This window comes from Cellulosimicrobium sp. BMG9.23 (genome assembly GCF_059159985.1).
In genome coordinates this window covers 1-17,543 of the sequence record NZ_JBZGBZ010000006.1, presented here as the reverse complement: position 1 = coordinate 17,543, position 17,543 = coordinate 1, and the positions used below count along the sequence as shown (strand labels likewise).

The window sequence follows — 17,543 nt, the reverse complement described above, 5'->3', positions numbered from 1 at the left end:
TGCAACAGGTTTCTGTCGCGACCGGGACGGTCGACGCGACGGGACCCCGTACCGCGGTGCGGGGTCCTGTCGGGATCGGACCCCGGAGCTCAGCGCCCCGGCTCGAACGACGGCGGCTGCCCGAACGGCGGCTCGTCCGTCGGCGGTTCGTCCTCGGTCACGGGCGGCGGGGGCGGGGGCGCGGACGGCGCCGGTCCGCCGAGCGGTCGAGGAGACGCCGCCCCCGGCTCGGGCGGCGCCGCACGGTGCTGGCCGCCGGGGTGCTGGCCGCGCTCCGTTGACGGGTCGAACGGCAGCCCGGACCGCGTCCCGGAGCTCGTGGCGTCGGCCGTCGCCGCCTCCGCCTGGCGTCGCGCCTCCGCGAGCGCCTCCGCGGGGTCGGTGAGCGACGGTGTCCCGAACCGGATCCGGTCGCGGTCGCGCTCGCGCCGCGCCTCGGCGCTCGCCTCGGCGGCCTCCGCGTCCGTGGCGGGCGCCGGGCCCGGCACTCCCCCGCCGTCGATTCCGGGCACGCCGCCGAAGCCCTTCGCGATCGAACCGAGCGCCGCCGTGAACTCGGTCGGCACGACCCACAGCTTGCTCGCCGTGCCGTTGGCGATCTTCGGCAGCATCTGCAGGTACTGGTATGCGAGGAGCTTCGGGTCGGCGTCGCCCTCGTGGATCGCGTCGAACACCTGGAGGATCGCGCGCGCCTCGCCCTCGGCCGTGAGGATCTTCGCCTGCGCGTCACCCTCGGCGCGCAGGATCGCGGCCTGCTTCTCTCCCTCGGCCGTGAGGATCTGGGACTGCTTGAAGCCCTCGGCCGTGAGGATCGCGGCGCGGCGGTCCCGCTCCGCGCGCATCTGCTGCTCCATCGACCCCTGGACGCTCGCCGGCGGGTCGATCGACTTCAGCTCGACGCGGTTCACGCGGATGCCCCAGCGACCCGTCGCGTCGTCGAGCACGCCACGCAGCTGCCCGTTGATCTGGTCACGGCTCGTGAGCGTCTGCTCGAGGTCCATCGACCCGATGACGTTGCGCAGCGTGGTGACGGTGAGCTGCTCGATCGCCGTGATGTAGTTCGCGATCTCGTACACCGCGGACTTCGGGTCCGTGACCTGGAAGTAGATGACGGTGTCGATGCTCACCACGAGGTTGTCCGACGTGATGACGGGCTGCGGCGGGAACGAGACGACCTGCTCGCGCAGGTCGACGGACGCGCGCACCCTGTCGACGAACGGGACGAGCAGGTGCAGGCCGGGCTCGAGGGTGCGCGAGTAGCGACCGAGCCGCTCGACGATGAGCGCCACGGCCTGCGGGACGATGCGCACCGCCTTGACGAGCGCGACGATCACGAAGATCAGGACGAGCGCGAGGACGATGTACGCGAGGATCGTTCCGGGGCTGGGGTCGGTCATCGACTGCCTCCTGGTCGCTTCCCCAGCCCGGCCGGGCCTGGGTGGTATGCCGTAGGACGTCTCGGTCTGGTCAGGCTCCTCGGGGGTGCTCCGCCGGCAGCGGGGCGACGACGGCGGTCGCGCCGTCGATGCGCAGGACGCGCACGTCGGCGCCCGCGGGGATCGGTGGGGCGTCGGGCTCCGTGCGCGCGGTCCAGACCTCGCCGACGAGCTTGACGCGGCCCCCGACCTCGGTGACCTGGTCGACGGCGAGCGCGGCCCGCCCGACGTGCGCGGCGACGTTCGTCTCGGCGAGGGGCACGCGGTCCCGCAGACCCCGCAGGAGCCACGGCCGCAGCGTCAGGAGGAGGATCACGCTGACGACGGCGAACGTGAGGATCTGGAGCCACAGCGGTCCGCCCGCCGCGTTCACGCCGGCCGCTGCGAGCGCGCCGCCGGCGAACATGACGAGCACCAGGTCGAGCGAGATGATCTCGATCAGCGCGAAGACGAGGGCGCCCCCGACCCACCACAGCCAGTCCATCTCGACCCCCCATTGTCCGTGCGGTCTTTACGAATACTTTACCGAACTTTCCGGCCGGATGCACGCGTCGGGGTCCAGGCGAGTCGCTGCTCCGCGACCGTCGGACCTGGTCAGGGGCGAGCCGCGCGCGCCATCCAGCGCCCGCCGCCGTGCGCCACGAGCAGAGGGAGCCCGAAGGCCTCGCTGAGGTTCTCGGCCGTGAGGACCTCCCCGATCGGTCCGGCCCGGTGGACCGCACCGTCGCGCAGCAGCATGAGGTGCGTGAAGCCCGGAGGGATCTCCTCGACGTGGTGCGTGACCAGCACGAGGACGGGCGACGCCGGGTCCCCGGCGAGCTCCGAGAGCGCCCCCACGAGCTCCTCGCGACCCCCGAGGTCGAGCCCGGCGGCGGGCTCGTCGAGCAGGAGGATCTCCGGGTCGGTCATGAGCGCCCGCGCGATCTGCGTGCGCTTGCGCTCACCCTCCGACAACGTCCCGAACGTGCGGTCCGCTAGACCGTCCACCCCGAACGCGCGCAGCAGGTCGTCCGCGCGCTCGGTGTCGAAGTCCTCGTAGCTCTCGCGCCACCGCCCGGTCACGCCGTACGCGGCGGTGAGCACGACGTCGCGCACCGTCTCGTCGGCCGGGATGCGCTCGGCGAGCGCGGCCGAGGCCAGCCCGATGCGCGGGCGCAGCTCGAACACGTCGACGCGGCCCAGCCGCTCGCCCAGCACCTCGGCGACGCCCGACGTGGGATGCATGCGCGCCGAGGCGATCTGCAGCATGGTCGTCTTGCCGGCCCCGTTGCGGCCCAGGATCACCCAGCGCTCGCCCTCGTTCACCTGCCAGTCGACCGCGTCGAGGATGGTCGTGGTGCCACGTCGGACCGTGACGCCCTGCAGGTCGAGAACCGCGCTCATGGTCACCGACCCTATAGGTTGGCCGACGTGGATTCCCATTCGTCCAGCAGGCCCGGGGCGGCCTCGGCGTCCGCGCCCGGCGCGCTGCCCCGCAGCGCCCTGCTCGCGCTGTGGCTGCGGGCCGCGCACCGCGCTCCCGACGACGACGAGGCCCTCGCGCGCGCCGTCCGAGCCGTCGAGCGGGACGACGAACCGCACGTCGCCTCCGGTGCGCTCGGCGACGTCCGGCTGGCCGACCTCGTCGGCGCGTGGTCAGGCGGCGCGAGCGCCGTCGTCGCGCTCGCGCCGGTCCCCGGGGACGTGACGGGCGTCCCGCCCGAGGTCGCCGCCGCGGCCACCGACGCCGGGGAGTGCGTCCTCGTCACGACGTCCGCGGGATCGTGGGCGCTCGCCCCCGAGGTCAGCGAGTTCGGCAGCGACCTCGAACCCGGTCACCTCGTGACGTGGCACGCGACGGCCGTCGCTCCCTGGACGACTCGCGTGCTCGGCGCGACCGGGACCCTGGGCGAGGCCGAGCACGAGCTCCGGACCGCCCTCCTCGTCGCGACGCAGGCGCTCGACGCGCTCGACGTCGCGCGCTGGCGCGAAGACGCGGCCGACGCCATCGCCGGCCTGCGTTCCGGGGGCGCCCCCTCGTGGCAGCTCCCGGCCAGCCTGGACGGCCGCGCGGTCCGCGTGCTCGAGCAGGCCGTGCGCCTGCGCGCGATCGTCGACCTCGCGGCGGCCGACGACGGCGGCGCCGTCAACCTCTGGCAGGCCGACCAGCGCTCGACGGCGCTCCGCGAGGTCGACCGCGCCTCTCGCCGCGCGATCGGGGCCGCGACCCTCTGGGTGAGCGAAGACACGCCCGGCCGCCCGCGCGCCTGAGCCGTTCCTGTCGCGACGGGCGACGTCGTGGTCGCGTCCGCGGTGCGGTCGCACCGTGCGCTCGGGCTGGCGCGCCGTCACCTCGAACGGACGACGTCGTGGTCACGTCCGCGGTGCGGTCGCACCGTGCGCTCGGGCTGGCGCGCCGTCACCTTGGTACGTCGGCTCCCGTTCCCGCGCGCGCTTCTACGCCCTTCGCACACGGTCCGACCCCACCGCTCGTCCTGCCCGTCGCCCTTCCGAGCCGCGCGGCCTAGCCCGTCGCGTCGCTCCCACACCCGATACGCCGGGCGAGCCGGCCAGCAGGGCGCGATCGGACCGGTTCGCCGCGAGGCGAGGATGGACCGAGGTGAGACGACGGCGGCCGGGGCGGGTGACGTGCGAAGGGCGTCAGAGCCGCGCTCCCACAAGGCGAGCCGACGGACCGAGGTGACGGCGCGGCAGCCCGAGCACGTCAGCCGCCCCGGCCACCCAGCCCGACCACGTCGCGACAGCCGGAGCACGTGACCCGCTGCGGCCACCCAGCCCGACCACGTCGCCCGCACCACCCGCGGCGAACCCGCGTGCGTCAGGACTGGCCCAGGACCGTCCGGTAGACGTCGAGCGTGCGCTCGCCGATCGCGTCCCACGCGAAGTGCTCCTCGACGCGCGTGCGTGCCGCGCGGCCCATCTCGGCGGCGCGCGCCGGGTCGGTGGAGAGCTGCGTGAGGGCGTCGGCGAGGTCGGCGACGAAGCGGTCGGGGTCGAGCGGGGTGCCCGTGCCGTCGTCCGCCTGGTCGATGGGGACGAGGAGACCCGTCACGCCGTCGTCGACGACCTCGGGGATGCCGCCGGTCGCAGTTCCCACCACGGGGAGGCCGACCGCCATCGCCTCGAGGTTGACGATCCCCAGCGGCTCGTAGACCGACGGGCAGACGAACACCGTCGACGCGGCGAGCACCGCGACGAGCTCGGCGCGCGGCAGCATCTGCTCGATCCAGACGACGCCCGTGCGCTCGGCCTGGAGCGCCTCGACGGCGCCGCTGACCTCGGCGGCGATCTCAGGGGTGTCGGGGGCGCCCGCGCACAGCACGAGCTGGACCTCGGGGGGCAGGGCGCGCGCCGCGCGGAGCAGGTACGGCAGGCCCTTCTGCCGCGTGATCCGGCCGACGAAGACGACGGCGGGCCGGTCCGGGTCGATGCCGAGGTCCCGGACGACGCGGTCCGCGACCACGCGGTCGGCGTCGCTCTCCGGCCGACGCCAGCCGTCGAGGTCGATGCCGTTGTGCACGACGTGGACCTTCGCCGGGTCCACCTGCGGGTACACGCGCAGGATGTCCTCCCGCATGCCGGCGGAGACCGCGATCACCCCGGCGGCGCCTTCGTAGGCCGTGCGCTCCGCCCACGACGACAGCGCGTAGCCGCCGCCGAGCTGCTCGGCCTTCCACGGACGCAGGGGCTCGAGGGAGTGCGCGGACAGCACGTGCGGCACGCCGTGCAGGAGCCCGGCGAGGTGCCCGGCGAGGTTCGCGTACCAGGTGTGCGAGTGCACGAGGTCGGCGCCGGCGACGTCGCCGGCCATCGCGAGGTCGACGCCGAACGTGCCGAGCGCCGCGTTGGCCCCGGACAGGACGCCCGGCACGGAGTACCCCGTGACGCCGTCCTCGGAGCGCGGCCCGTCGAAGCAGCGCACGCGCACGTCGACGTGGCGGCGCAGGACCGTGGACAGCTCGGCCACGTGCACGCCGGCGCCCCCGTAGACGTGCGGCGGGTACTCGCGTGTCAGCAGGTCGACTCTCACGCGCCACACGCTAGTGCACGACGCCGCGCCCGCCACGGGGCGCCCACGGCGGGATCGGACCAGGATCCGGCCCCCGGCTGCGAGGGCCCGTCCCGAGGGGCTACGGTCTGGGCATGGCCGCCGCACCCCGAGTTCTCGCCATCGTCCTCGCCGGGGGTGAGGGCAAGCGCCTCATGCCCCTCACGGAGTCCCGGGCCAAGCCTGCGGTGCCGTTCGGCGGCATCTACCGGCTGGTGGACTTCGCCCTGTCGAACCTCGTGAACTCGCACTACCTGCACATCGTGGTGCTCACGCAGTACAAGTCGCACAGCCTGGACCGGCACATCACGAAGACGTGGCGCATGTCGGCCCTGCTCGGCAACTACGTGGCACCGGTCCCCGCGCAGCAGCGCGTCGGCAAGCACTGGTACCTCGGCAGCGCGGACGCGATCTACCAGTGCCTCAACATTATCGACGACGAGCGCCCCGACATCGTGGTCGTGGTCGGTGCCGACCACGTCTACCGCATGGACTTCTCCCAGATGGTCGACGCGCACGTCGAGTCGGGCGCGCAGCTCACCGTCGCGGGCATCCGCCAGCCGATCGGCATGGCCGACCAGTTCGGCGTCATCGAGACGGACGCGAAGGACCCGACGAAGATCGCCGCCTTCCGGGAGAAGCCGACGGACCCGGTCGGGCTGCCGGACTCCCCCCAGGAGATCCTCGCGTCGATGGGCAACTACGTCATCGACACCGACGCCCTCGTCGAGGCGGTGACGTCCGACGCCGCGAACGCCGGCTCGCGCCACGACATGGGCGGGGACATCGTCCCGGCGTTCGTCGAGAAGGGCACGGCGGCGGTCTACGACTTCATCCGCAACGACGTCCCCGGCTCGACCGACCGGGACCGCGACTACTGGCGCGACGTCGGGACGATCGACTCGTACTACGACGCGAACAAGGACCTCATCGCGGTCACGCCGGTGTTCAACCTCTACAACGAGGAGTGGCCGCTGCACACCGGCTACGTCGGGCTGCCGCCCGCGAAGTTCGTGCACGCCGGGCGCGGTCGCCTCGGGCACGCCGCGGACTCGCTCGTCTCCCCCGGCGTCATCATCTCGGGCGCGACGGCGGTCGGCTCGGTCCTCTCGCCCGGGACGTACCTGCACTCGTGGTCGTCGGTCTCGGACTCGGTCCTCATGGACGGCGTCCAGGTGCACCGGCACGCGCAGGTGCACCGCGCCATCATCGACAAGAACGTCGTCGTCCAGGAGCAGGCACGCATCGGGCTGGACCCGGAGCAGGACCGCGCGCGAGGCTTCACGGTCACGGAGTCCGGCATCACCGTGGTCCCGAAGGGCACGGTCGTCGAGTGACCGCGGTACCCGCGCCCCCGGACCGCCCGGTCCGGCTCCTCGTCATGGACGTCGACTCGACGCTCATCGAGCAGGAGGTCATCGAGCTTCTCGCCGACCACGCCGGCACCCGCGAGCAGGTGACCGAGGCGACCGAGCGCGCGATGCGCGGCGAGATCGACTTCCGCGCCTCGCTGCGCGAGCGCGTCGCGACGCTCGAGGGCGTCCCCGTCACGGCGTTCGACGACGTCCGGGCCCGCGCCACCTTCACGCCGGGCGTACGCGAGCTCGTCGCCGAGGCGCGCCGGCGCGGCTGGGAGGTCGGGCTGGTCTCGGGCGGGTTCCAGGAGATCGTCGCGCCGCTCGCTGCCGAGCTCGGGATCACGCGGTTCCGCGCGAACCGCCTCGAGGTCGTCGACGGCCGTCTCACCGGGCGCACGACGGGGCCGGTCGTGGACCGCGCGGCGAAGGAGACCGCCCTGCGCGAGTTCGCGGCCGAGCTCGGCCTGCCCATGAGCGCCACGATCGCCGTGGGCGACGGCGCGAACGACCTCGACATGATCGGCGCCGCGGGCATCGGCGTCGCGTTCGCCGCGAAGCCGGTCGTCCGTGCCCAGGCGCCCTACGGCGTCGACGGCCCGCGCATCGACGCGGTGCTCGACGTCGTCGACCGCGCCGACGCCGCGGGCCGTACGGCGAGCTAGCGCGTGTCTCCCCAGTTGGGTGACCGCGCGAGGTCTGCCGAGGGTGACGAGCTCGCCCAGGACTGTCGGGACGGCCTCCACGTCGAGGTGGCCACCTTCATCACGCTGCGCGCCGACCGCATCGTCGAGATGACCGAGGTGTGGGCCGCCGCCGAGGCGCTCCCGCCCGCCGGGACACGGCCCGGCTGAGAGATCGCGGACCACCTCGACGTCATCGCCCGATCCCCGGGACGCCGCCCGTGCGCTCTCGCGGCTCGGTCAGGAGCAGGACGCCGGTGGCGAGCACGGCCACGGCGGTGAGTCCGTGCACGCCGAGCGCGACAGCCGCCGATCCCCCGGACGCCAGCACGAGGATCATGTCCGTCGCGGGGACGATCGTCTCGACCGCGAGCACCCAGCCCAGCGCGCGGCGCTGCCCCGTGAGCAGCAGCGTGAGCGGGATGAGGCCGGAGGCCAGGTCGCGGATGCCCTTGGTCGCGAGGAACGCCGCGGCGTCACCCTCCGGCCAGACGGGCATGCCGAACGACGGCGCCGTCGCGGCCGGGGCGAACAGGTAGCTGAAGCCGACATAGCCGATCCCGAGCGCGAGCAGGACGGTCAGCGTGGATGCCAAGTGCTTGCGGAACACAGGGGCACTCCTTCTCGTGGTGACAGTTGTCCGGGTGGTCATCGGGGGTCAGCGCCCGGACGGGCGGGAGATCGGGCCGAGCACGCGCACGACGGCGCGCGTGAGGGGCGACGCGGGGCGCATCACGTCGCGGTACTCGTTCAAGACGCCCGCAAGGCCGACGAGCCCGGCCCGCCCGTCGCGGTGCAGCCGGTCCATGGCGGTGAAGAACGGCTCGACGCGCGGCGCGGGCGTGCTGAGCCAGCGCACCGTCGCGGGCTCGTCACCGGGGTTCCACATGTGGTGCACGACGCCGCGCGGGACGTCGAACGAGTCGCCGGCGGTGAAGTCCTGCTCCCGGTCGGCGAACCCGACGCGGAGCGTGCCCGCGAGAACGGTGAACGTCTCGTCGTGGTGCGGGTGCACGTGCTTCGGCGGGCGCGAGCCGCGGGGCTCATACGTCGCCTCCACCTGGAAGCGGTCCGCGGTGCTCTCCTGCACCACCAGGGTCTCCGAGCCGTTGAGCGTCAGCGTGGTCATGATTACTCCCTCTCAAGTAACTTGCATGCGAGTTGCTTGAGTTGAAGTTAGCGCACGAGTAACTCGCGCGCAAGGTAAAGTGCGGACATGGACGACAACGACCGCATCGACGCGCTCGTCGGGCAGTGGGCCGTCGAGCGCCCCGACCTCGACCTGGACACCATGGCGCTGCTCGCCCGGCTGAACCGGGCCGCGGAGCTCGTGGACGCGCGCACGCAGGCGCTGGCCGCCGACTACGGGATGAACCGTGGCGACGGCGACGTGCTGTTCGCCCTGCGGCGGTCGGGCGCGCCGTACCGGCTCTCACCCACCAGCCTGGCGCGCGCGCTGCTCATGACCACCGGCACCATGACCGGTCGCCTGGACCGGCTGGAGAAGCGCGGCCTGATCGTGCGCGTCCCCAGCACGCAGGACCGCCGCAGCCTCGACGTCGAGCTGACCGACGAAGGCAAGCGTCAGGTGGACGAGGCCGTCACCCGCCACGGCGCGACCCAGGGGGAGATCGTCGCGACGCTCACCGCGACGGACCGCGCCGACCTCGACCGCGTGACCCGACGGCTGATCACGCACCTGGGCTCCTGACCGGCCGTCGACGGCACGTCATCGCCTGCGCTCACGCGTCGTGGGTCGAGCCGGCGCTTTCCGGATCGCCTCCGGCGGGTACGGCGTCGCCCGGCTCTCCCGCTGGAACCGACGGTAGAAGTCCCCCATCACCGCAGCCACGGGCGCGTAGCGGAGGATGGCCGCCGCGACCGCCGCGGGGTCGGCAAAGAGAAGCCGCCGCCCGTCGCGAGCGCTCTCCATTGCTTGCTGCGGTTGAAGAACCGCTCGACCGTGTTGCGGCCTCTGTAGGTGACGGAGTCACGAGCACTGCGGGCGGTCGCCCGTCCCGTCGACCACGGCGTGGATCTTCGTCGACAACCCGCCCGAGAGCGACCCAACGCGTGGTCAGCCGGTTCGCGCCGGTCCGGATTCTTGTGATTGCGCGACGAAGGAGACACGCCCCAGCCCGCCGCCGCACCTCCGACTCAGGACGGGCGGCCCACGTAGGTCAGCAGGGCGCCTCGCGCGTCCCAGGCGTCCCACGGCGTCGACGACTCCAGGACGCTATACGTCGCGGTCGGCACGCCGACGCGCACCTGGGCGAGCGCTCCGCCGTCGGACGCGGGGTCCGCGAGGTGCGAGGCCGTCGCGGCCATCGTGGGCTCGTGGCCCACGACGAGCAGCGTGCGCACGCGCGGGTCGGTCTGCGCGAGGAGGTCGACGACGTCCGCGACGTCCGCCGCGTACAGCGCATCGGTGACCGTCACGTCCGGCTCGACGTCACCGAGGTGCGCCGCGAGGAGGTCCCACGTCTGGCGCGTGCGCAGCGCCGACGAGCACAGGACACGATCGGGCACGAGACCGCTGTCCCGCAGCGCGGCCCCGACCCGTCCGGCCTGGCGCCGGCCGTCGAGCCGGAGCGGCCGCAGGACGTCGTCGACGGCTCCCGCCCGCTCCGCCTTGGCGTGGCGCAGGAGCACGAGGCGCCGCGCGCCGCCGGTCTCGTCGCCCACCTGCGCCACCTGCCTCACTGACCCATGGCGTGCACGCCGCCGTCGACGTGCACGATCTCACCGGTCGTCGCCGGGAACCAGTCGGACAGGAGCGCGACGACGGCGCGCGCGGCCGGCTCGGCGGTCGTCTGGTCCCAGCCGAGCGGGGCACGCGTCGGCCAGGCGTCCTCCATCGTCGCGAAGCCGGGGATCGACTTGGCGGCCGTCGTCCGGATGGGCCCGGCGGACACGAGGTTCGCGCGGATTCCGTCGGGGCCGAGGTCGCGCGCGAGGTAGCGGTTGGCGGACTCGAGACCGGCCTTCGCGACGCCCATCCAGTCGTAGACGGGCCAGGCGAACTGCGCGTCGAACGTCAGGCCGACGAGCGCCCCGCCGTTCGTCATGAGCGGCTTGGCGGCCGTCGCGAGCGACTTGTAGGAGAACGTGGAGACCTGCAGCGCGGTCGCGACGTCCTCCCAGGAGGCGGAGAGGAAGTTGCCGCCCATGACGGACTGGGGGGCGAAGCCGATCGAGTGCACGACGCCGTCGAGCACCTCCACGTGCTCGCGGACCGCGTCCGCGAGGCCGTCGAGGTCGGACTGGTCGGTGACGTCGAGCTGGACGACGGGGGCCTCCGCGGGCAGACGCTTGGCGAACGCCTGCGTGAGCTTCATCTGGCGGCCGAACGAGGAGAGCACCACCTGCGCTCCCTCCTCCTGGGCGAGCCGCGCTGCGTGGAACGCGATCGAGGAGTCGGTGAGGACCCCCGTCACCAGGAGCTTCTTGCCGTCGAGCAGACCCATCGGTTTCCTTCCGTCGAGCGCCCGGTGAGAGGGCGCGCTGGGGCGAGCGTACTGAAAGAGAGCGGGATCCGGGCGACGTGGGACGCCCGGAGGTGCGGGCTGACGAGGCGTCAGTGGCCCATGCCGAGGCCGCCGTCCACGGGGATGACCGCCCCCGAGACGTACGCGGCGTCGTCGGACGCGAGGAACCGGACGACGCCCGCGACCTCCTCGGGCTGCGCGAACCGGCCGGCCGGGATCGCCGCCTTGTAGGCGGCCTGGCGCTCCTCGGGCAGCTCGGCGGTCATCGCGGTGTCGATGAAGCCCGGCGCGACGACGTTCGCGGTGATGCCGCGCGTCCCGAGCTCGCGCGTGATCGAGCGTGCCATGCCGACGAGCGCGGCCTTCGACGAGGAGTAGTTGACCTGGCCGGCGCCGCCGTACAGGCCGATGACGGACGACACGAGCACGATGCGCCCGCGGCGCTGGCGGATCATGCCCTTCGTCACGCGCCGCACGCAGCGGAAGGTTCCCGTGAGGTTGACGTCGACGACGGACTCGAAGTCCTCGTCCGTCATGCGCAGCAGGAGCTGGTCGCGCGTCACGCCCGCGTTGGCGACGAGCACCTCGACCGGCCCGAGCGCGTTCTCGATCTCGGTGAACGCGGCGTCGACAGCGGCCGTGTCGGTGATGTCGGCGATCGCGCCGAAGACACCCTCGGGCAGGTCCCCGCCGCGGTACACCGTGGCGACCCGGTCGCCGTCGGCCACGAACCGCTCGGCGATGGCCCGGCCGATCCCGCGTGCGGCGCCGGTGACGACGACGGTGCGCGGGGCGGGGTTGGTGACTTCGGACACGTGGGTCTCCTCGGTGGCGACGGTGGGGAGGTGCGCGCCCGCGTCGGCAGGCGCTCGGCACCGCACCGAACCTACCCCGTGAGCTCGACGAGGTGCGCGCGCGGACCGTCATACGTCGCCGCGGCGCGCTTTGTGGGGTCCGCACAAACGTAGACTGGTCGGGTGAGCACACGACGTGCGGGCGGGCGACCCTCCGAGCCCGTCCCGAGCATCACGGCCGCGCCCCAGCCGCTGGCCGAGGACCAGGCGCGCCGCACGCGCCGGTACCTCGTCCAGATGGGGATCCGCCTCGTGTGCTTCGTCGCGGCGATCGCCGTGTGGAACACGCTGCCGTGGCTCACCCTGGTCCTCGCCGTCGCGGCCGTCGTGCTGCCGTACGCGGCGGTTCTCGGTGCGAACGCGGGGCGCGACCAGGTGCACTACGACACCTCCCCGATGGAGCACCGCGCCCTGCCGCCCGGCGACGTGCCGGGCGGTCACGGCCTGGGCCCCGGACCGACGTCCGGAGACCCGCGATGACCGACGTCCTGGGCCTCGCCGACCCGGTCGGCGACGAGGAGCTGGTGTGCAGCGCGAAGGGCTGCCGTGAGGGCGCCGCGTGGGGTCTGCTGTGGAACAACCCGAAGATCCACACGCCCGAGCGGCGCAAGGTGTGGCTCGCGTGCGACGCCCACCGCGAGCACCTCGAGACCTTCCTCGGCGCGCGCTCGTTCTGGCGGTCGACGGTGCCCGTCGACGACCTCGACCGCCGGCCGGCGCCGTGACGGCTGCACCGACCGGTCCGGGCGCACCCTCAGCCGCCCCGGGCCCGACGCCGCAGCGCGCCACCGCGGACGCCCACCAGCCCCGCACGCCGCGGCAGTGGGTGACGCTCGCCGTCGGCGTCGTCGTGCTCGTCGCGCTGTGCCTCCTGGCAGGGCGCTGGCAGTGGAACCGGTACGTCGCGCGCGACGCGGAGATCCAGCAGATCGAGGCGAACTACGTCTCCGACCCGGTCCCCGTGGCCGACCTCCTGCCGTCGCCCGGGGCGGCGCTCGACGACGCCGACGTGTGGCGGCCCGTGGTCCTCGAGGGCCGGTACGAGGCCGACGCGACCGTCCTCCTGCGCAACCGTCCCGTCGGCGGGAGCCCGGGCTTCCACGTCCTCGTGCCGTTCGTCACCGAGCCGGGCCCCGGCGCGCCGGACGGGCTCGTGGTCGTCGTGGACCGCGGGTTCGTGCCGCTCGGCACCGACGCCGTGACCCCGGGCGACCTGCCCTCACCGCCGGAGGGAGACGTCGAGGCGACCGTCACCCTGCGGGCCGACGAGCCGCCGTCGGGCCGGGACGCACCGGCGGGCCAGGTGCAGGCGATCTCCACCGACCAGGTGCTCGCCGCCGGGCCCGACGGCGCCGCGTGGGCCGACGGCCGGACGGTCGGCGCCTACGGGCAGCTGCGGTCGGAGGAACCGGCTGCGGCCGAGCCGCTCGAGGCCCTGCCGAAGCCCGACACCACCCCCGGGTCCCACCTGTCCTACGCGTTCCAGTGGGCCGTGTTCGCGCTCGGCGCGGTCATCGGGTTCTGGCTGCTCGTGCGCCGCGACCGGCGCGACGCGCGCGGCGAGGACACGACGCTCACCGCGGGCGACCTCCTCGCCGCCGACGACCCGGGCGCCGCGCGCGCCCGCCGCGACGCCCGCACCCGGCGACCCACCGCGGAGGACGAGGAGGACGCGCTCGTCGACGCCCAGCTGAAGGCGCGTCAGGCGAGCGAGACCAGCTCCGCGTAGCCGTCGTTCCAGAGGTCCTCGTCGCCGTCGGGCAGCAGCAGCACGCGCTCGGGCTCGAGGGCCTCGACCGCGCCGTCGTCGTGCGTCACCATGACGACCGCGCCCTCGTACGTCTTGAGCGCCCCGAGGATCTCGGCGCGCGACGCGGGGTCGAGGTTGTTGGTGGGCTCGTCGAGGAGCAGGACGTTCGCCGAGGACACGACGAGCGTCGCCAGGGCGAGGCGCGTCTTCTCGCCGCCGGACAGCACGTTGGTCGGCTTGTCCGCGTCGTCCCCGGAGAAGAGGAACGACCCGAGCGTCGAGCGCACCTCGGTGTCGGTGAGGTCCGGCGCGGCGTGGCGCAGGTTCTCCACGACGGTCACGTCCATGTCGAGCGTGTCGTGCTCCTGGGCGTAGTAGCCGATCTTCAGGCCGTGCCCGGGGTGCACCTCGCCCGTGTCCGGCTTCTCGACGCCGCCGAGGATCCGCAGGAGCGTCGTCTTGCCGGCGCCGTTGAGCCCGAGCACGACGACGCGGCTCCCCCGGTCGATGGCCAGGTCGACGCCCGCGAAGACCTCCTGCGACCCGTACGCCTTGGACAGCCCCGACGCGGTGAGGGGCGTGCGCCCGCACGGGGCGGGCTTCGGGAAGCGCAGCTTGGCGACCTTGTCGGACTGACGCTCGCCCTCGATGCCGGCCAGCAGCTTCTCCGCGCGCCGCATCATGTTCTGCGCCGCGACGGCCTTGCTCGCCTTGGCGCGCATCTTCTCGCCCTGGGCCTGCAGGACACCGGCCTTCTTCTCGGCGTTCTGCCGCTCCCGGCGACGTCGGCGCTCGTCCGACTCGCGCTGGGCCAGGTAGGCGTCCCAGCCGAGGTTGTACTGGTCGAGCTCGCCGCGGTTGGCGTCCAGGTGGAACACCTTGTTGACGGTCGCGCGCAGCAGCTCCGTGTCGTGCGAGATGACCACGAAGCCGCCGGAGTACCCCTTGAGGTAGTCGCGCAGCCAGATGATCGAGTCGGCGTCGAGGTGGTTCGTCGGCTCGTCGAGAAGCAGCGTCTCGACCCCGGAGAACAGGATGCGCGCGAGCTCGACGCGACGCCGCTGGCCGCCCGACAGCGTGTTGAGCGGCTGGCCGAGCACGCGGTCGTCGAGGCCGAGGTTGCTCGTGATCCGGTGCGCCTCGCTCTCCGCGGCGTACCCGCCCGCGGCCTGGAAGCGCGCCTCCAAGCGGGGGTAGCGCTCCATCGCGGCCTCGTGCGTCTCGACGTCGGCGCTCGCCATCGCGCCCTCGGTCTCGCGCATCTGGCGGACGATCGAGTCGAGGTTGCGGGCGGAGAGCACGCGGTCCAGCGCGACGACCTCGAGGTCGCCCGTGCGCGGGTCCTGCGGGAGGTAGCCGATGTCGCCGCCCCGCGTGATCTTCCCCCCCGTCGGCTGGGTCTCCCCCGCGAGCGTCTTGGTCAGGGTCGTCTTGCCGGCGCCGTTGCGGCCGACGAGGCCGATCCGGTCGCCGGAGGCGATCTGGAACGTGGCCTCGTGCAGCAGGACACGGGCGCCGACACGCAGCTCGACGCCGTGGGCGGTGATCAAGGAGAGGTCCTCTCGGGTGGGTCGTGGTGCCCGACGGCGGCCGGTCGCCTGGGACTCGGACAGACACAGGGTCGTCACAGGCCGTCACAGGCCGTCGCAGGCCGTCGCAGGCAGGACCGGCCCGCGGTGGGCCTCGTCGATTCTACGGGCCGGGCGGCCGGTCCACCGGACCGCCCGTCCGGGAGCCTGCTCACAGACCCGGCGGTACCTTGTGCTCGTGACGTTCCAGGAGGGTGGCTCGTTCGAGGGCGGCCGTGTGCGCAAGGGCGGCGGCCGGGGTCGCGGACCGATGATCGCCGGAGGCGGGATCGGTGCCGTGCTCGTCGCGCTCGCCATCGCGTTCCTCAACGGCCAGACGGGCATCGACCTCGGCGGGCTGACGGGCGGTGGCGGGACGACCTCGGACATGCTCGGCGAGGGGCAGGCCCAGGCCGTCGAGGACTGCACCGCCGAGCAGGCCAACACCGACCTCGAGTGCGAGCTGAGCGCCACCGCCCAGGCTCTCGACGCCTACTGGGAGGAGGCGCTCCCCGCCCAGGCCGGGGTGCAGTACGAGCTCCCTGACGTCGTGAGCTTATCCGGTCAGGTGTCGACCGGGTGCGGTACCGCGACGAGCGCCGTCGGGCCGTTCTACTGCCCGGCCGACCAGACGGTCTACATCGACGTCGCCTTCTACGACGACCTCACGTCACGGTTCGGCGCGAACGACGGCGGGCTCGCGCGCATGTACGTCGTGGCGCACGAGTTCGGGCACCACATCGAGCAGCAGGTCGGCGCGATGGAGGCGGCGGACCGCAGCGGCACCGGTCCGGAGTCCGACTCTGTGCGGATCGAGCTCATGGCCGACTGCCTCGCGGGCATGTGGGCCGGGCACGCCGCGACGACGGTCGACCCGGACACCGGCGTGACGTTCCTCGAGCCGGTCACCGAGCAGCAGCTGCGCGACGCGCTGTCGGCCGCTTCCGCCGTCGGCGACGACCGCATCCAGGAGTCCGCGACCGGTCAGGTCGACCCCGAGGCGTGGACCCACGGCTCGAGCGAGCAGCGCCAGCGCTGGTTCACCATCGGCTACAACGGCGGCACTGTCCAGGACTGCAACGCGCTCGACGCCCCCTCCCTGTAGCCCTCCGCAGCGAGTCACAGCTCGATCGAGTACATCCGCGAGCCGCTGACCTTCTCGTAGCCGAGGCTCGCGTACAGCCCGTGGGCGCCGGACGGGTTCTCGGTGTCGACGTCGAGGCTCGCGTACTGCATGCCGTCCGCCGCCATCGCGCGCATGGCCGTCGCGAGCGCCGCGACGGCGACCTTCCGCCCCCGGTACGCGCGGCGCACCCCGAGGAGCTCGGTGTAGCCGAACGTGTAGCCGCGGACCGGGAAGTCCTCGTCGTAGCGCCCGGCCATCTCGTACCCGACGACGAGCGGACCGCCGGCCCGCAGCGTCGCCGCGGTCTCCGGGTCCGTGTGCGGATCGGCGAGGAGCACCTCGACGTCGGGGGCGTCGTCGAGCACCAGGAACGACCACTGCGGCGCGAACTCGCTGCGGCCGTGCGTCCATGCCTCGGACGTGCGCGGCTCGCTGCCCCAGTGATCGCGGAAGGCGTCGTTGTGCGCGAGGCGCGTCGCCTCGTCGAGGTCCTCCGACCACGGCACGACCCGCAGCGACCCGTCGAGCGGCACGTCCGGGACCGGCGCGACGAGATCACGGCGCAGGTCGGAGTAGAAGCGGCGGGCCTCGAAGCCGAACCGCTCGTAGAGCCGGGCCTTCGACGGCGGGTCGGTGTCCTCGCCGTAGACCGCGAGACGGGCCGGGATCTCCTTGCCGCTGGCCGCGAGCACCTGGCGCGCTCGCGCGACCGTCCAGGCGAGCACCTCGCGCCCGACGCCGCGGCCCCGGTGCGTCGCGTGGACGCCACCCCAGAGGTACACGCGCACCGTGCTCGTGTCCCCGGGGTGCGTGTCGACGAGGGCGTACGCGCGCAGCGCGCCGTCGGCGTCGACACCGACGAGCGAGTCCGTCTCGAACGCGCGCCACGGCGCGGTGAGCATCTCCTCGACCTCGGCGAGCGTCTCGCGGTACGGCTCGGCGTCGGTCGCGGCGATCTCGTTCTTCAGCGTGAGCAGGGCGGGCGCGTCGGCCGCGGCGGCGGGCCGCCACGTCAGGCCGCCCGCCGTCAGGGGCGGGAGGTTCGCGGGTGCCGCGGCGCGCTGGGCGATGGGAGCGAGCGGCGCGGCGGCGGTCGCGCTCGTGACCGGGCGGGAGGGCATGCCGACCACGCTAGGCGAGCGACCGGCGTCGGGCACGCGCATTTCCTGCCGCCCGTAACCGCCGAGAAGTGACCTTCCGCCCCGGATTCGCTCGGATCCGGGGCGGGAGGTCAC

At 73.5% G+C, this 17,543-nt stretch carries 20 protein-coding genes and 1 pseudogene; 9 read left to right on the top strand and 12 right to left on the bottom strand.

The features are described 5' to 3' along the window. Positions 1-89: 89 nt before the first annotated feature. From AC4H2G_RS10855 to AC4H2G_RS10845, 3 genes are all read right to left on the bottom strand, one after another. Complete coding sequence (locus tag AC4H2G_RS10855; RefSeq protein WP_494365781.1) at positions 90-1,397, bottom strand: SPFH domain-containing protein; 1,308 nt, start codon at positions 1,395-1,397, stop codon at positions 90-92. A 70-nt stretch (positions 1,398-1,467) separates the two neighbouring features. Next, positions 1,468-1,920 carry an NfeD family protein gene (locus AC4H2G_RS10850; protein ID WP_494365780.1) on the bottom strand — a complete coding sequence of 151 codons (453 nt, stop codon included), beginning with the start codon at positions 1,918-1,920 and terminating at the stop codon, positions 1,468-1,470. Between the two features lie 110 nt (positions 1,921-2,030). After that, the gene (locus tag AC4H2G_RS10845) at positions 2,031-2,819 is read right to left on the bottom strand and encodes an ABC transporter ATP-binding protein (protein WP_494365779.1); all 789 of its coding nucleotides are present in this window, start codon (positions 2,817-2,819) and stop codon (positions 2,031-2,033) included. 27 nt (positions 2,820-2,846) lie between these two features. Between AC4H2G_RS10845 and AC4H2G_RS10840 the strand changes: the two genes are divergently transcribed. Beyond that, a complete protein-coding gene (locus AC4H2G_RS10840) occupies positions 2,847-3,686 on the top strand; it encodes an Rv1486c family protein (protein WP_494365778.1) in 840 nt (279 codons plus the stop codon). A gap of 568 nt (positions 3,687-4,254) precedes the next feature. Here AC4H2G_RS10840 and glgA read toward each other — a convergent pair. Beyond that, on the bottom strand, positions 4,255-5,466 hold the full coding sequence (gene glgA / locus AC4H2G_RS10835; protein WP_494365777.1) for a glycogen synthase: 1,212 nt from the start codon (positions 5,464-5,466) through the stop codon (positions 4,255-4,257). 113 nt (positions 5,467-5,579) lie between these two features. On the opposite strand from glgA, the gene glgC reads away from it, so the two are divergent. Genes glgC through AC4H2G_RS10820 form a run of 3 tightly spaced genes read left to right on the top strand, consistent with a single transcriptional unit; the run spans position 5,580 to position 7,693 of the window. Next, complete coding sequence (gene glgC, locus AC4H2G_RS10830; protein ID WP_435736167.1) at positions 5,580-6,821, top strand: glucose-1-phosphate adenylyltransferase; 1,242 nt, start codon at positions 5,580-5,582, stop codon at positions 6,819-6,821. Beyond that, positions 6,818-7,504: a phosphoserine phosphatase SerB gene (serB, locus tag AC4H2G_RS10825; protein ID WP_494365776.1), complete on the top strand. Its 687-nt coding sequence runs from the start codon at positions 6,818-6,820 to the stop codon at positions 7,502-7,504. Before glgC ends, serB begins: the two co-directional genes overlap by 4 nt. Before the next feature lie 3 nt (positions 7,505-7,507). Beyond that, positions 7,508-7,693, top strand: coding sequence for a hypothetical protein (locus AC4H2G_RS10820; RefSeq protein WP_494365775.1), 186 nt, complete (start codon positions 7,508-7,510; stop codon positions 7,691-7,693). Between the two features lie 22 nt (positions 7,694-7,715). Here AC4H2G_RS10820 and AC4H2G_RS10815 read toward each other — a convergent pair whose 3' ends face one another. Both AC4H2G_RS10815 and AC4H2G_RS10810 read right to left on the bottom strand, forming a co-directional pair. Next, positions 7,716-8,132, bottom strand: coding sequence for a DUF4267 domain-containing protein (locus AC4H2G_RS10815; protein ID WP_494365774.1), 417 nt, complete (start codon positions 8,130-8,132; stop codon positions 7,716-7,718). Positions 8,133-8,180: 48 nt separating this feature from the next. Then, a complete protein-coding gene (locus AC4H2G_RS10810; RefSeq protein WP_494365773.1) occupies positions 8,181-8,651 on the bottom strand; it encodes a cupin domain-containing protein in 471 nt (156 codons plus the stop codon). Positions 8,652-8,738: 87 nt separating this feature from the next. Between AC4H2G_RS10810 and AC4H2G_RS10805 the strand changes: the two genes are divergently transcribed. After that, positions 8,739-9,233, top strand: coding sequence for a MarR family winged helix-turn-helix transcriptional regulator (locus AC4H2G_RS10805; RefSeq protein ID WP_494365772.1), 495 nt, complete (start codon positions 8,739-8,741; stop codon positions 9,231-9,233). 300 nt (positions 9,234-9,533) lie between these two features. On the opposite strand, the pseudogene AC4H2G_RS10800 reads toward AC4H2G_RS10805, so the two are convergent. From AC4H2G_RS10800 to AC4H2G_RS10785, 4 genes and pseudogenes are all read right to left on the bottom strand, one after another. Beyond that, a pseudogene (locus AC4H2G_RS10800) lies at positions 9,534-9,634 on the bottom strand (IS5/IS1182 family transposase); the annotation flags it as partial. A gap of 45 nt (positions 9,635-9,679) precedes the next feature. Further along, positions 9,680-10,207 (bottom strand): SixA phosphatase family protein, encoded by a 528-nt coding sequence (locus AC4H2G_RS10795; RefSeq protein ID WP_494365771.1) that lies wholly within the window; start codon positions 10,205-10,207, stop codon positions 9,680-9,682. Positions 10,208-10,221: 14 nt separating this feature from the next. Then, positions 10,222-10,989, bottom strand: a complete 768-nt coding sequence (fabI, locus tag AC4H2G_RS10790) for an enoyl-ACP reductase FabI (RefSeq protein WP_494365770.1) — start codon at positions 10,987-10,989, stop codon at positions 10,222-10,224. Between the two features lie 110 nt (positions 10,990-11,099). Beyond that, positions 11,100-11,825: a beta-ketoacyl-ACP reductase gene (locus AC4H2G_RS10785; RefSeq protein ID WP_494365769.1), complete on the bottom strand. Its 726-nt coding sequence runs from the start codon at positions 11,823-11,825 to the stop codon at positions 11,100-11,102. 162 nt (positions 11,826-11,987) lie between these two features. Between AC4H2G_RS10785 and AC4H2G_RS10780 the strand changes: the two genes are divergently transcribed. Genes AC4H2G_RS10780 through AC4H2G_RS10770 form a run of 3 tightly spaced genes read left to right on the top strand, consistent with a single transcriptional unit; the run spans position 11,988 to position 13,593 of the window. Then, positions 11,988-12,344: a DUF3099 domain-containing protein gene (locus AC4H2G_RS10780; RefSeq protein ID WP_494365768.1), complete on the top strand. Its 357-nt coding sequence runs from the start codon at positions 11,988-11,990 to the stop codon at positions 12,342-12,344. Next, entirely contained in the window at positions 12,341-12,589 is a 249-nt protein-coding gene (locus AC4H2G_RS10775) for a hypothetical protein (RefSeq protein ID WP_494365767.1), read from the top strand. The genes AC4H2G_RS10780 and AC4H2G_RS10775 overlap by 4 nt, the downstream gene beginning before the upstream one ends. After that, positions 12,586-13,593 (top strand): SURF1 family cytochrome oxidase biogenesis protein, encoded by a 1,008-nt coding sequence (locus AC4H2G_RS10770; RefSeq protein WP_494365766.1) that lies wholly within the window; start codon positions 12,586-12,588, stop codon positions 13,591-13,593. Before AC4H2G_RS10775 ends, AC4H2G_RS10770 begins: the two co-directional genes overlap by 4 nt. Here AC4H2G_RS10770 and AC4H2G_RS10765 read toward each other — a convergent pair. After that, positions 13,566-15,164 (bottom strand): ABC-F family ATP-binding cassette domain-containing protein, encoded by a 1,599-nt coding sequence (locus AC4H2G_RS10765; protein WP_494365765.1) that lies wholly within the window; start codon positions 15,162-15,164, stop codon positions 13,566-13,568. The two genes, AC4H2G_RS10770 and AC4H2G_RS10765, sit on opposite strands and share 28 nt — an antisense overlap. Before the next feature lie 217 nt (positions 15,165-15,381). On the opposite strand from AC4H2G_RS10765, the gene ypfJ reads away from it, so the two are divergent. After that, the gene (gene ypfJ, locus AC4H2G_RS10760; protein WP_494365764.1) at positions 15,382-16,287 is read left to right on the top strand and encodes a KPN_02809 family neutral zinc metallopeptidase; all 906 of its coding nucleotides are present in this window, start codon (positions 15,382-15,384) and stop codon (positions 16,285-16,287) included. Between the two features lie 14 nt (positions 16,288-16,301). Here the strand turns inward: ypfJ and AC4H2G_RS10755 are convergent, their stop codons facing one another. Then, positions 16,302-17,429 (bottom strand): GNAT family N-acetyltransferase, encoded by a 1,128-nt coding sequence (locus tag AC4H2G_RS10755; protein WP_494365763.1) that lies wholly within the window; start codon positions 17,427-17,429, stop codon positions 16,302-16,304. Between the last annotated feature and the right edge of the window lie 114 nt (positions 17,430-17,543).

What these genes read in the sequence shown, in the direction of transcription:
- AC4H2G_RS10855 (WP_494365781.1), bottom strand. Translation starts at nt 1,397, where the DNA reads ATGACCGACCCCAGCCCCGGAACGATCCTCGCGTACATCGTCCTCGCG.
- AC4H2G_RS10850 (WP_494365780.1), bottom strand. Translation starts at nt 1,920, where the DNA reads ATGGACTGGCTGTGGTGGGTCGGGGGCGCCCTCGTCTTCGCGCTGATC.
- AC4H2G_RS10845 (WP_494365779.1), bottom strand. Translation starts at nt 2,819, where the DNA reads ATGAGCGCGGTTCTCGACCTGCAGGGCGTCACGGTCCGACGTGGCACC.
- glgC (WP_435736167.1), top strand. Translation starts at nt 5,580, where the DNA reads ATGGCCGCCGCACCCCGAGTTCTCGCCATCGTCCTCGCCGGGGGTGAG.
- AC4H2G_RS10810 (WP_494365773.1), bottom strand. Translation starts at nt 8,651, where the DNA reads ATGACCACGCTGACGCTCAACGGCTCGGAGACCCTGGTGGTGCAGGAG.
- AC4H2G_RS10805 (WP_494365772.1), top strand. Translation starts at nt 8,739, where the DNA reads ATGGACGACAACGACCGCATCGACGCGCTCGTCGGGCAGTGGGCCGTC.
- fabI (WP_494365770.1), bottom strand. Translation starts at nt 10,989, where the DNA reads ATGGGTCTGCTCGACGGCAAGAAGCTCCTGGTGACGGGGGTCCTCACC.
- AC4H2G_RS10775 (WP_494365767.1), top strand. Translation starts at nt 12,341, where the DNA reads ATGACCGACGTCCTGGGCCTCGCCGACCCGGTCGGCGACGAGGAGCTG.
- AC4H2G_RS10755 (WP_494365763.1), bottom strand. Translation starts at nt 17,429, where the DNA reads ATGCCCTCCCGCCCGGTCACGAGCGCGACCGCCGCCGCGCCGCTCGCT.